The 12,122-nt window shown below is 56.5% G+C and carries 10 protein-coding genes and 1 pseudogene; 2 read left to right on the top strand and 9 right to left on the bottom strand.

Annotation, left to right across the window (positions count from 1 at the left end; all coding sequences use genetic code 11):
* Position 1: 1 nt before the first annotated feature.
* The 8 genes and pseudogenes from VL547_RS12635 to VL547_RS12600 all read right to left on the bottom strand — a co-directional run bounded on the left by VL547_RS12635 (position 2) and on the right by VL547_RS12600 (position 8,211).
* Positions 2 to 538 carry a peroxiredoxin family protein gene (locus tag VL547_RS12635; RefSeq protein ID WP_325578258.1) on the bottom strand — a complete coding sequence of 179 codons (537 nt, stop codon included), beginning with the start codon at positions 536 to 538 and terminating at the stop codon, positions 2 to 4.
* Between the two features lie 76 nt (positions 539 to 614).
* Positions 615 to 1,958: pseudogene (locus VL547_RS12630) on the bottom strand (sugar porter family MFS transporter); the annotation flags it as partial.
* Positions 1,959 to 2,189: 231 nt separating this feature from the next.
* A complete protein-coding gene (locus VL547_RS12625; protein ID WP_325578256.1) occupies positions 2,190 to 2,885 on the bottom strand; it encodes a hypothetical protein in 696 nt (231 codons plus the stop codon).
* 356 nt (positions 2,886 to 3,241) lie between these two features.
* Positions 3,242 to 5,290 (bottom strand): alpha-ketoacid dehydrogenase subunit alpha/beta, encoded by a 2,049-nt coding sequence (locus VL547_RS12620; RefSeq protein ID WP_325578254.1) that lies wholly within the window; start codon positions 5,288 to 5,290, stop codon positions 3,242 to 3,244.
* Positions 5,291 to 5,294: 4 nt separating this feature from the next.
* Positions 5,295 to 5,906 (bottom strand): fumarylacetoacetate hydrolase family protein, encoded by a 612-nt coding sequence (locus VL547_RS12615; RefSeq protein WP_325578252.1) that lies wholly within the window; start codon positions 5,904 to 5,906, stop codon positions 5,295 to 5,297.
* A gap of 89 nt (positions 5,907 to 5,995) precedes the next feature.
* Positions 5,996 to 6,574 (bottom strand): aminoacyl-tRNA hydrolase, encoded by a 579-nt coding sequence (pth, locus tag VL547_RS12610; protein WP_325578250.1) that lies wholly within the window; start codon positions 6,572 to 6,574, stop codon positions 5,996 to 5,998.
* A gap of 61 nt (positions 6,575 to 6,635) precedes the next feature.
* Positions 6,636 to 7,214, bottom strand: a complete 579-nt coding sequence (locus VL547_RS12605; RefSeq protein WP_325578248.1) for a 50S ribosomal protein L25 — start codon at positions 7,212 to 7,214, stop codon at positions 6,636 to 6,638.
* 31 nt (positions 7,215 to 7,245) lie between these two features.
* Complete coding sequence (locus VL547_RS12600) at positions 7,246 to 8,211, bottom strand: ribose-phosphate pyrophosphokinase (protein ID WP_325578246.1); 966 nt, start codon at positions 8,209 to 8,211, stop codon at positions 7,246 to 7,248.
* A 39-nt stretch (positions 8,212 to 8,250) separates the two neighbouring features.
* Between VL547_RS12600 and radC the strand changes: the two genes are divergently transcribed.
* Positions 8,251 to 8,961: a RadC family protein gene (radC, locus tag VL547_RS12595; RefSeq protein WP_325578244.1), complete on the top strand. Its 711-nt coding sequence runs from the start codon at positions 8,251 to 8,253 to the stop codon at positions 8,959 to 8,961.
* A gap of 25 nt (positions 8,962 to 8,986) precedes the next feature.
* Here the strand turns inward: radC and VL547_RS12590 are convergent, their stop codons facing one another.
* Positions 8,987 to 11,239, bottom strand: coding sequence for a GH92 family glycosyl hydrolase (locus VL547_RS12590; RefSeq protein WP_325578241.1), 2,253 nt, complete (start codon positions 11,237 to 11,239; stop codon positions 8,987 to 8,989).
* Between the two features lie 264 nt (positions 11,240 to 11,503).
* Here VL547_RS12590 and VL547_RS12585 point away from each other — a divergent pair, with 264 nt between their 5' ends.
* Positions 11,504 to 11,911, top strand: a complete 408-nt coding sequence (locus VL547_RS12585; protein ID WP_325578239.1) for a single-stranded DNA-binding protein — start codon at positions 11,504 to 11,506, stop codon at positions 11,909 to 11,911.
* Positions 11,912 to 12,122: the final 211 nt, after the last annotated feature.

Below are 12,122 nucleotides of genomic sequence, written 5' to 3'. Positions count from 1 at the left end.
CCTATTTTTCGTGGCCCAGTAGGTCCCGGCGGAGCGTAGAAAGGTCGACAGGCGGATAGCGGAAGACGCCGCGCAGCTTCCAATGCCTGTCATAAGCCGCGACAAAGGGGAACGTGGTGATGTTGTAGTGGTGCTGCACCGTCCACCGCAGCCCCTCGGACCCGATAAGGGCCCCCGATCCCGTGAGGTGGGTGATACGGATAAAGTCCTGGACCTCGTTCAGGGGACGGAAGGTGACCATGACGATCTGCACGCCCTTGAATTCCCCGATATGCGCCGCCAGGTCTTGGCCAAAGTGCTGGCAATGGTCACAGGTGGGTGAATAATAGACGATCATGACCGGTTTGCTCTTGTCGAGGTCGGCCCGCGTGAGGTGTTTCCCGTCGGCAAGCGCTATCATGAAATCGGGGATATGGGCGGAATCGGATCCCGGAGCGGCGCCAGCCGCGGGCGGGGCCTTCGAATACGGCGTGGCTTGGGCGGATGCCGCCGCAGTGGCGATCATTGCCAGGGCAATGGATAACAAAAGACTGCGCATCACCAATATTACATTACATTCTTCACATTGCGGACCTGGGGTCGCCGTCGTTTCCATGAGCGGGCCGCCGAGCGGCCTACGCCGTCCCGTAGGCCTTCTCGATTTGCTCCAGGGGTATCCCCTTGGTCTCGAACAAATAACGGCTGACAAACCAGATCATACCCGCGTTGATCACCGCGTAAATGAGGAACGTGGGTCCGCCGTGCAGGGCGTTCAGCATGTACGGAAAGGTCAGCGACACGATCGCATTGGCGGTCCAGTTACCGGTGACGGCCACCGAGGTAGCGGCGCCCCTGATGTGGTTGGGGAAGATCTCGGCCACGTATACCCAGAGCACGGCGCCCCAGGAACACGCGAAACCGGCGATATACAGGAAGATCAGCCCCAATACGAAATAATTGTCCAGGGCGTTCAGGCTGAAGAGTACCGCCAGACCGCCGAGGCAAAGCGCCATGACGGCCGATCCGAAGAGCAGCAGTTTTTTCCGGCCGGTGCGATCAATAAACCAAAAGGCCACGATCGTAAAGATCAGGTTGACTACGCCCGTCAACAGTGTTTGAAACAGCGGACTGCCGCCGGTGTGGGACTGTTCGAATATGAGGGGCGCATAGTAAAAAATGATGTTGATCCCCGTCAGCTGGGCGACCGCGGCAAACACGATACCGATCAGCACGACCCGCTTGTACCGCGGCGTCCACAGCTCTTTAAAGGTCCCGGCGCCTTCTGCGGCGATGTCCCTGCGGACTTCGACCAGCTGGGTCTCAGCCTCGGCTGCGCCGCTGATACGTGCAAAAATGGCTTTACCGGCGTCGATTTTGCCTTTCAGGATCAACCAGCGCGGGCTTTCCGGGACGATCAGCAGTAACAGGAAGAATATGATCGACGGCACAACCGCCGCACCCAGCATATAACGCCACAGGTTGTCGTCGTGCAGGAAGTCCGCGTGTACTTTGGTAATAAGGAAATTCGAAACGGAGGACAGCAAAATCCCGGAAACGATCGCGAGCTGCTGCAGCATCCCCAGCCGGCCGCGTACGCCGGCGGGCGCGATTTCTGAAATGTATATCGGGGCTATAGTAGACGCCATCCCGATAGCCAGACCGCCTACCAGCCGGTAGGCTACCAGCGCTTCAAAGCTCCCGGCCAGACCGCTTCCGATAGCGGAAACGAGGTAGAGCACCGCGGTCAGGAGCAGCACATTTTTGCGTCCGTATTTGTCGGCCATCCAACCCGATACCAGGGCACCCGGGATGCACCCGATGGAGGTGGCGCCCACCACCAAACCAAGTTGCAATTCGCTGAGTGAAAAGTACTTGGTGATCATTTTCAGGGTACCCGCGATGACCGCGGTATCAAAGCCAAACAAGAGACCGCCGAGAGCTGCGACAGAAGCGATCACGATGACATAGCCTTTCATATAGCAATATTTGCCTAAATATACGCTTTAGGGATATGCCGATCATCGTGGATCTCTAAAGCCACGAGATATTTTATCCAGGGTCCGCGGTTGGAGAAATTAAAAAATCCTTATCTTGACCCTGCTAAGATAGCGGTGCTATCCACCTTCATCGAGGCAGACATGAGAAAATTGAGTTAGCAACTTATCCAGGGATTAAAGGGTAAGTTGCTATTTTTTTATAGCGAACGCCCGTTATTCGTCCCCGGCGGCCTTGGAATAATGCAGCGGCCGGCGCTGGATGATAAACGACAGGAGCTTGAAAAGGTCCTCGCCGCGGTTGTTGAAACGGAACTCGCATTCCTTGACGTGGAGATACGCGGTACCGCGGTTGAGCCCGCGGAACTTCGACAACCGGCTTTTCGTCATCGACCAGAAGAGGTCATAGTCATCCTGGTCCTGGAGCGAGGACTGGAGCGACGGGCGTTCCAGCTTGGTAAGCTTCCAGGCGGAAATGTCGGCAACCGCGGTGTAGTTATTCTGGCGTTTGTTGCCCAGCTCATACCCCGCGTAATCAGGATTCCCTTCCAGTTTGCGCAATTCCTCGTATTCGTGGCGCGACAGCAGGTCGACAAACAGCTTTTTGTCATGACGGGCAATACCGTACAACCAGCCGGTTTCTTCCTGGACCTCATCGGCAAACGTAGGCCCCGCGCCGGCGTGGACCGGCATAAAGGAAAACGCGCCCGCCATCCGGTAACGGGGGTTGTGCTCCTCGCAGTACTTTGCGATGTGCGTCCGGGTCAATTTCAGGTAATTGTTAATCGTGACTCGACTAACTCCGCTGACTTCAGCAATCTGCGTGGCGGTCAGGTCTTCGCAGAAGAGCCTGATGATCTCCTTGCACTTCCTTTCGGAAAGGTGAGCGCCTTTCATCATTTTGTTTTTCATAAACAGCATTACGCGTTTAAAAATGGCTATACTATACTTTCTTTCACCTTAACGTATTTACCCTTCCGTTCATTGGGTAAGACGAATAAAGTTTGCATGGCGTTACATCAAACGGTAAGTTGAACAATATTATTTGCAGTAAAAACCCAAAAATGGACAAAAGGAAAGGCGGGGGGTTAAACGATCTATACAAGATTAATATTTATCATGTTTTAGGTTAATATCGGTAAAAAACAAGATAATGAAGGCTATACGATGCTCTTCGTTTTGTGGAGCAAAAATGCCGCGGACGAACGCCGATTTGAACGGTTTATTTCAGGGATGACCGGGCGAATCTAGATAAATTATAGCTCCTGCTATTCTTGTATTAATTGGGAGAGACGGTCGACAACCTTTTCAACACCCGGGAGCATGGCCGATTCCAGGCCGGTATTGAGGGGAACCGCGGGCAGGTTCATGGCGCCTAACACGTCGATGGGCGCGTCCAGCCACTTCCAGCAAGCCTTGGCCAGCCGGCCGGAGAGCGCCTCGGCAAACGAGTTATTTTGCTGTTCCTCAGTGATTATCAGGCACTTACCGTGTTTTCTGACACTATCGACGAGAAAGGTTTCGTCCAGTGGGAACAGGGTCCTCAGGTCGATGATCTCGATTTGACCCGGGAACGTCGCCGCGGCGGCCTTTGCCCAGTAGACACCCATGCCATAGGTTATTATACAGCAGCTCCGGCCTTCTTCGACGTTCGCTACGTCGGCTTCCAGGACCTTACCGGCTTTCCCCAGGGGCAGGATATAGTCGGCCGCGGGCTCGACCTGCCTGGCGCCGTCCGTACCGGGCACCTTGCTCCAATACAAACCCTTATGTTCCAGCATAATGACCGGATTCGGGTCGAGGAAGGCGGCCTTCATCAGGCCCTTCATATCGGCGGAATTGGATGGGTAGACGATCTTGATGCCCTTGATAGACAACAGCGTCGTTTCGATGCTGCCGCTGTGATACGGTCCGCCGCCGCCATAGGCGCCGATAGGGACCCGGATGATGGTTTGCTGGGGAAACTTCCCCCGGCTCAGATAACAGGCCTTGGAAATCTCGGTGACCAGCTGGTTTAGACCCGGGTAGATATAGTCGGCGAACTGGACTTCGACCACGGGTTTTAGCCCCACGGCGTTAAGACCAACGGTGGATCCGATGATATAGGCCTCCTGTATGGCGGTGTTGAACACCCGGTGGTCGCCGAATTTCTCGGCCAGCGTAGCGGCCTCCCTGAAAACCCCGCCCAGTCTCCGGCCTACGTCCTGCCCATAGAGCAGCGCTTCGGGGTGGCCGGCCATGATCTCCTCCAGGGCGTGGAGGGCGGCGTCTACCATCATGACCCGTTCGCCGTTCTGCGGGACACGTTCGCCCGATTCCTGCGTCACGGGCGTTTCCGCAAAGACATATTCCGCCACGGAGTCCGGCTCCGGTTCGGGGGCAGCCACGGCCTCGGCGAATTGACGGGCGACTTCCTGACGGGCGTCGTTTTCTATCGACTCGAGCTGGACCTCTTCTATCCCCAGCTCCAGGAGACGGGCCCTTAATTTGGGACCTGGGTCCCGGGCCAGGTGCGCTTCCAGGTCGGCAGCATCCCGGTAAAATTCTTTGCGTACCCCGCTGGTATGGTGGCCCAGCAGGGGCACTTTTGCCTGGACCAGCCAGGGCTCCCGGTGTTTCCGGACGTGCGCCGCTACGTCCAGCAGGACGCCATAGCTGTCCTCGAAATCGGTCCCGTCGATCTGGATACGATGCATCCCGGGAAATCCCCCGGCATATGTGTAGGCGTCCATGGCCCGGCTTTCCGACGCGTGAACGCTGATACCCCAGCCGTTATCCTGGACGAGGTAGATGATCGGCAGTTTTTTGAGGACGGCGAATTGAAAAGCTTCGCTGACCTCCCCTTCGGTCACCGAGGCGTCGCCCAGGGAGCATACGACGATCGGAGACCCCTCTTTGGGCCGGCCGGATTGCTCCAGGAATTTCAGCCCCTGGGCCACCCCCGTCGTGGGGATCGCCTGCATGCCGGTGGCGCTGCTTTGGTGGATGATCGTGGGTTTGTCAGGTCCTTTATAGCTCGGATGCGCGTAGTACTCCCGGCCGCCGGAGAACGGGTCATCCGCCCTGGCCAGGAGCTGCAGCATCAATTCATACGGGGTGAATCCCAGACCCAGCAGCAGACTTTCGTCCCGGTAATAGGGACTGACAAAGTCGGTGGGCCGGAGGGCAAAGGCCGTCGCCAGCTGTATGGCTTCGTGACCGCGGGAGGTGGAGTGGACGTATTTACAGACGGCGCGGTTCCGCTCGTACGTATCCGCCATGTCACGTGCGGTGCACATCAGGCGATACGCTTGCAACAATATTTCCGGGTCGGTCATGACCCTATTTGATTTCTACCTTGAGCAGGGAATCATCCTCCAGAAAGGCCTCCAATTCATCGCCGACGACGCATTCCCCGACACCCGGAGGCGTGCCGGTAAAAATGACGTCCCCGATGTTGAGGGAGAAATATTGGGAAATATTCGCTACAATTTTATCGAAGGCAAAGAGCATATTGCCGCTGTTACCCTGTTGCACCAGCTCCTTATTCTTGTACAGGCAAAAATTGAAGTGCTTGCGGTGGGCGTCGGGATTCAGGTCCTTCCACGTGCCGATGGCCGCCGAATTATCCCATGCCTTGGCTTTTTCCCAGGGGAGACCCTTTTGCTTCAATTCGCTTTGGAGGTCCCGTGCGGTAAAGTCTATGCCGACGGTGATGCCGTTGTAATAACGGGAGGCATACCGTTCCTGGATATATTTTCCATTCTTGGATATCCGTAACACCAGCTCGACTTCGTAGTGAAGGTCGTTGGTGAACTCGGGGTAGTAAAAAGGCATATGTGCTTGCAGGAGGGCGCTCTTAGGCTTCATGAAAATGACCGGTTCGTCCGGTATGTCGTTCCCTAACTCCTTAGCGTGTTCTGCATAGTTTCTTCCAACACAAAAGATTTTCATGTGTTCTCATTTGATTTTCAATGGTTCAGGGTCCCTTGAGAAGGATATTGGAAGACTCTCAAGCGAATATAAGAAATAACAAAAATGCTTTACCTATCGAAGGTCGAATTATTTACTTTATTCATCGTTTTATCGATTCCCTCCAGTACAAAGGATTCTATAGCCTGGATACAGAATTCGATCTTTTCATTGACCAGCGGCATATCATCCTCTTTCCAGCGTCCCAGCACGAAGTCGATCTGGCGACCCTTGGGGTAGTCGTTCCCGATGCCGAACCGTAACCGGGGATACTGGTCGTTTTTAAGGGTCTCTTGTATGTCCTTGAGCCCGTTATGGCCGCCGTCGCTACCGCCCGGGCGCAACCGAAGTTTCTCCAAAGGCAATGCCAGATCATCAAAGACCACCAGGATGTGCGGCAGGGAAATTTTTTCCTTGTCCATCCAATACCGGATGGCTTTACCGCTGAGGTTCATAAAAGTCGTGGGTTTGATGCAGACGAGGTGATGTCCCTTCAGCCGGACGTCCGCCTGGAACGCGTACCGCTCCATCCGGAAGTCCCCGCCGTGCTTGTGCACAAAGGCGTCCAGCACGTCGAAGCCGATATTGTGCCGGGTGTGCTCGTAGTCGGGGCCGATATTGCCCAGGCCAGCAATCAGAAATTTGTCCATATCTCAGGAAAAAAGCGGGCCCTCGAGCCCGCTTTTACTATTCATTTGATAATCCCCTGCCCTATTTCTTCGCGGCAGTGGCTTCTTCCTGGCGCAGGGCGCGGGTCGTAACCACGGAGGCGATGGGAATACGGGGAGAGTTCAGGATTTCGAAGTTGGTCACCTTTACGTCCTCAACACGGATGTTCTCGTTGATCTTCAAGGCAGTGATGTCCACCTCGATGTTCTCGGTCAGGTGTTTGGGGAGGGCCTTTACCTTCAGGTTCTTCATCTTGGTCACCAGCTTACCGCCGTCCTTTACGCCCTCGGAGGCGCCCGTGAACTTTAACGGAATGGTGGCGACGACCTTCTTGTCTTCGACCAGCTCCAGCAGGTCGAGGTGGATCACCTCGTCCGATACCTTGCCGAACTGGATGTCCTTTACGATGCATTTGTAGGACTTGCCGTCCAATTTTACTTCCACGAACTGGAATTCCGGCGTATATACGACAGGTTTAAAGCTCGCAGCAGGAGCGGTGAAATTCACCTCCTGTGCACCCCCGTAAATTACACCAGGCACGAGTTCCTGAGAGCGAAACAGGCGGGTGGCTTTTTTGCCGAATTCGGTCCTCAGTTGTCCTTCGATTGTAATTGTTTTCATTTATTGTTGTGTTTAACTTTCTGCTGTCACTCTACGCCTTGGCGCGCTTTTCCTTTAGCTGGGAATGGATGAACAGGCTCGTGATACTCTTATTCTCGAACGCGTTCCTCAGCGCTACCGCAAAAAGGTCGGCGACCGAGACGATCTTGATCTTGGGGCTGTTCTGCCGCAGGGGGATGGTGTCGCACACCACCAATTCCGTCAGCGCGCTTCCGTCGATGTTCTCGTATGCCTTCCCGCTCATCACTGGGTGCGTACACAGCGCCCGCACACTCTTTGCGCCCTTTTCCATCAGCAGCCCCGAGCTCTTCGCCAGGGTCCCGCCCGTATCACAGAGGTCGTCGATCAGTACGATGTCCTTTCCCTGTACATCCCCTATGACCACCATGCTGGCGATCTCGTTGGCGCGTTTCCGGTGCTTGTCGCATATAACCATTTCGGCGTCAAAATAGCTGGCGATCTCGCGTACCCGGTTGGCACTACCCACGTCAGGGGCCGCAAAGGTAAGGTTTTCCAGCTTCAATTGCTCGATATAGGGGATAAATATTGCCGAACTGTCCAGGTGGTCCACCGGAATGTCGAAAAACCCTTGAATCTGAGGCGCATGCAGGTCCATCGTGACCACCCGGTCCGCCCCCGCGGCGACCAGCATATTGGCGACCAGCTTCGACCCGATGGCTACCCGGGGTTTATCCTTACGATCCTGGCGCGCATACCCGTAATACGGTATGACCGCTATCACCTTATACGCGGAGGCCCGTCTCGCGGCGTCGATCATCAGCAGCAACTCCAGTAAATTGTCGGCGGGCGCGCAGGTGCTTTGGACGAGGAAGACATAATCTCCCCGGATGCTCTCCTGGAAAACCGGCTGGATTTCGCCGTCACTGAACCGGGAAACACTGGATTTCCCCAGCTTGGTTCCGTAACTGAAGGCGATTTTCTCAGCCAGACCGTGGGACCCGGTACCCGAAAAGATTTTCGCAGCGGACTCTGACATAGCATTTTTTATGTGCGCCAAAGGTAAAAAAATAAAGTCATGACGTATAAACCTATCCGCAGCTGGCCAAAGAGCGAGCGCCCTGTCGAAAGACTCATCAAGCTGGGCCCGGCGGCGCTCACGTCGGCCGAGCTGATCGCGGTGCTTATCAACAATGGGATGCGCGGCCGTTCCGCCATAGACATCGGCCGGGATTTGTTGGAAAAAGCCGGGGATGACCTGGAAAAATTAGCCAGTATGACACCGGTCCAGCTGACCGCCGTCCGCGGGATAGGCATACACAAGGCCGCCCGTCTGATCGCCGCCTTGAGCCTGAGCCGGCGGCTGGATACCGGCAAAGCGCCGTCCCGCATATTCCTCAAGAAACCGGAAGACGTGCCGCACTTCCTGAAATATCTCCTCAAAAACGAACGGCAGGAGGTCTTTGTGGTATTTTTCCTGACCCAGAACCTCCACATCCGTCACTGGGAAATGGTGAGCAAGGGCGGGATCACCGGCACCACCGTCGATCCGAGGCTTATTTTCAGACGTGCCCTCGAATACGGCGCGACACGCCTGATACTCTGCCACAACCATCCCAGCGGCTCCCTGCAACCAAGCCCGGCGGACATCGAGGCCACGGAAAAGATCCGCTTGGGCGCCGCTACAGTGGACATCCTCTTGCTCGACCACATCATCGTCAGTGACCAGGGCTGGTATAGTTTTGCCAACGAGAAGCTGCTGGAGCAAAGCTGGAAGCGGCGGCGCTAGATCGCCGCCGTTCCCTCCCGGCGGGCTAGTTTGCCGCCGGGGCGCTCATCGAAGCCGGCACGTCCGCCGCGGACGTCCCCCAGGTCTTGCCGGGTTTGTCGCCCATCGTCAGCTCCAACACGCCCCCCGCCTCGATGTCGGCGTGGGTGATGTAGGACTTGTCGTACCGTTTGCCGTTCAGGCGCGCGCTCTGAACGTACTTGTTGGCGGGGCTGTTGTTCAAGGCCACCAGCGTAAAGGTCTTATTGCCCGGGAGGCTCAGCGAGACCCGGTCGAATAACGGGCTGCCGATGACGTATTCCTCGCTGACGGGGTTGACCGGGTAGAAGCCCAGCGCGCTGAAAACATACCAGGCGCTCATCTGCCCGCAGTCCTCGTTGCCGCAAAGGCCATGGGGCGTATTGTCGTAAAGGGTTGAGGTGATCAGCCTGATCCGGTCGGCCGTCTTCCAGGGCTCGCCGGCGTAATTATAGAGATAGGCGATGTGGTGGCTAGGCTCGTTACCCTGGGCGTACTGCCCGATCATCCCGCTGATGTCGGGTGAGGTATTATCCCCTTTGAGGACCGAAGACACGCTGAACAGGGAGTCGAGCTTGTCCACGTAGGCCGCCTTGCTGCCAAATAGGTTGATCAGTCCCTGGGGGTCCTGGGGTACGAACCAGCTGTGCTGCCAGGCATTCCCTTCGGTGTACATCGCCTTGTCGGGATCGTGTTCCGAATAGTACGGGTCGAAGGGTTGCACCCAGGAACCGTCGGCGTTTTTGGCCCGGAAAAAGCCCGTGCCCTTATCGAACAGGGGGACGTAGGCATGCGCCCGCTTCATAAACAGCGCGTAGTCGTCGGTTTTGCCCAGGGATTTCGCAACCTGGGCGATACACCAGTCATCATAGGCGTATTCGAGGGTAATCGTCACGCTGCTCCCCATCTTGTCCTGGGGAACATACCCGTACTGGCGATACAGGTTCGTCCCCCGGATGTCCTGCATGGCGCTCTTTTTCATCGCAGCATAGGCCTTCTCCACGTCGAAGCCCTTAAATCCCTTCAGGATCGCGTCCGAGATCACCGCCACGCTGTGATAACCCGTCATACAGTTGGTTTCGTTGTATTCCAGGTCCCACACCGGCAACAGCCCGTATTGGTCGTAAAAATCGAGGTAGGAGTTGACGATGTCCGGTACCCGGTCGGGTTGCAGGATCGTAAACAGCGGGTTATTGGCGCGGAAAGTATCCCAGATCGAATGCACGGTATACCGCTTCCCCGTTGCCTGCACCGGCTTCCCATCGATCCCCTTGTACCTGAGGTCCCGGTCCGTAAACGTCACGGGCGCCTCGAACGAGTGGTAGAGGGCGGTGTAAAAGGTCTGTTTCAGCTTGGTGTTGTCGGACGCCACGGTCACCTTCCCGAGCTCGTCTTCCCAGGCGTCCACCGCGATCTTCCGGACCGCGTCGAAGTCCCAGCCGGGGATCTCCCCGAGGCTTTTCTTTGCGCCGTCGATGTCCGCGAACGAAAGCCCCACCTTCATGAGGATGCGCTCCGCGGGCCGCGTATCGAACAACAGACACGCCTTCACGTCCTGCGCCTTTACACGGTCCGCCTTTACCTGCGCACCGTCGCCATACAGCGCGATGTCTTTTATGGGTTTGGACAGCACCACCGCGAAGTAGACCCGCTGGTCCTTGGCCCAGCCGGTGGAGTACCGGTAACCCACAAACGTAGTATCGTTGATCTTCTGAAAATATCCCTCCGTGGCCTTGTCCCAGTTGATGGCAAACCCCAGGTCGAACCGGATCATCGAGTTCCCCGAGCCGGGAAAGATATACCGGTGCATCCCCGCGTGGAGCGTCGTCGTCAACTCCGCCCACACCCCGAAGTCCTTCAGGAGCACGGCATAGTATCCCGGTTCCGCGATTTCCCGGTCATGGCTGAACGCGCTCGTGATCTTCCCCGTTCCCGGCAAAATCCCGATCGACGGCATCACCGATATGTCGCAAAGGTCCCCGATCCCCGTCCCGCTCAGGTGCAGGTGTGAAAAACCCGCGATCACCGAATCCCCGTAGTTGTACCCGCTGCACCAATCCCAACCCGAACGACCGTTATCCGGGCTCAGCTGCACCATCCCGAAGGGCACGGTCGCCCCGGGATACGTGTGCCCGTGATCCGCGGTCCCGATAAAAGGGTTGACATAGTCTACCGGACGGCGCGGATCAACCGTTTGCGCGGGTTGCGCGTGTGCGCTCCCGGCAGCCGCCAACAGTCCCCCGAGCAGATAAACTTTCACATTTTTAGCCATAATCACCTGAGTTGTATTGTGGGTGCAAGGTACGGCTTCCGGCTAAAACGATTTAAGCGTTTTATGCCTGCGGCGCGGCGGGCCGGCGGGTCATCGTAAGCCCCCCCGATTTGCTGCGCGATATAGCCGTATGTAGGAATATAAAGTCGTATGTAGTGGAAAAAGTCTTGAAAATACCCGCTTTGGGGCATTGACAACGCGTTCAGGTCTACGTACCTTTGCACCTAGTTTGGATCTTTAAATCGTGATGGTATGATTAAGCTACAGATTGTAGGAAACCTTGGCAGGGACGGTGTCGTCAGAGAAGTGAATGGCAAGAACGTCATCAACTTCAGTGTGGCGCATACCGAACGCTTCCGCGATGCATCGGGGAACCAGCAGGAACGTACCACCTGGGTGGATTGTTCCTATTGGACGGACAGGATCGCCGTAGCGCCCTACCTGAAGAAAGGCACGCTGGTCTACGCGGAAGGCACGCCGACCGCGGAAGCCTACACGGGCCGCGACGGCAACAACGGAGTAGCCCTCCGCCTGCGCGTCTCCAACGTCCAGCTCCTGGGCGGTGCTCCCCGCGCCGAGAACGGCGGCGTCGAGTCCACCGGCACCCAGGAGTACGCCTCCCAGAACGGCGCCGAGGTCGGTGACGACCTTCCGTTCTAAGGCCCCCGCCCCGCGCCGATCCCGCCGGCGCCCCAACGAAATGACTTGTATCTTTTTTCTTTCTCATGTCTAGATTGTCGCGACGGTTGGTCTCAACTGTCGCTTTTTTTTGCCTTTTCTGGTCGCTGGCTTTCGGCCTGCCGGCTCGAGGGGAGGGGTGCCTTGCCTTCTGCACGCCGCTTTTTTTGGCAAAAAAAACGGCGTGCAGAAG

Origin of the sequence: Dinghuibacter sp. (assembly GCF_035492835.1) — a bacterium.
GTDB lineage: Bacteria > Bacteroidota > Bacteroidia > Chitinophagales > Chitinophagaceae > Dinghuibacter.
The sequence above is the reverse complement of the archived record's forward strand: the minus strand, read 5'-3'. Positions and strand labels throughout refer to the sequence as shown.

Bases quoted from the DNA above. Each gene is read 5' to 3' on its own strand.
- VL547_RS12635 (WP_325578258.1), bottom strand. From the start codon at position 538: ATGCGCAGTCTTTTGTTATCCATTGCCCTGGCAATGATCGCCACTGCG.
- VL547_RS12625 (WP_325578256.1), bottom strand. From the start codon at position 2,885: ATGAAAAACAAAATGATGAAAGGCGCTCACCTTTCCGAAAGGAAGTGC.
- VL547_RS12620 (WP_325578254.1), bottom strand. From the start codon at position 5,290: ATGACCGACCCGGAAATATTGTTGCAAGCGTATCGCCTGATGTGCACC.
- VL547_RS12615 (WP_325578252.1), bottom strand. From the start codon at position 5,906: ATGAAAATCTTTTGTGTTGGAAGAAACTATGCAGAACACGCTAAGGAG.
- pth (WP_325578250.1), bottom strand. From the start codon at position 6,574: ATGGACAAATTTCTGATTGCTGGCCTGGGCAATATCGGCCCCGACTAC.
- VL547_RS12605 (WP_325578248.1), bottom strand. From the start codon at position 7,214: ATGAAAACAATTACAATCGAAGGACAACTGAGGACCGAATTCGGCAAA.
- VL547_RS12600 (WP_325578246.1), bottom strand. From the start codon at position 8,211: ATGTCAGAGTCCGCTGCGAAAATCTTTTCGGGTACCGGGTCCCACGGT.
- radC (WP_325578244.1), top strand. From the start codon at position 8,251: ATGACGTATAAACCTATCCGCAGCTGGCCAAAGAGCGAGCGCCCTGTC.
- VL547_RS12585 (WP_325578239.1), top strand. From the start codon at position 11,504: ATGATTAAGCTACAGATTGTAGGAAACCTTGGCAGGGACGGTGTCGTC.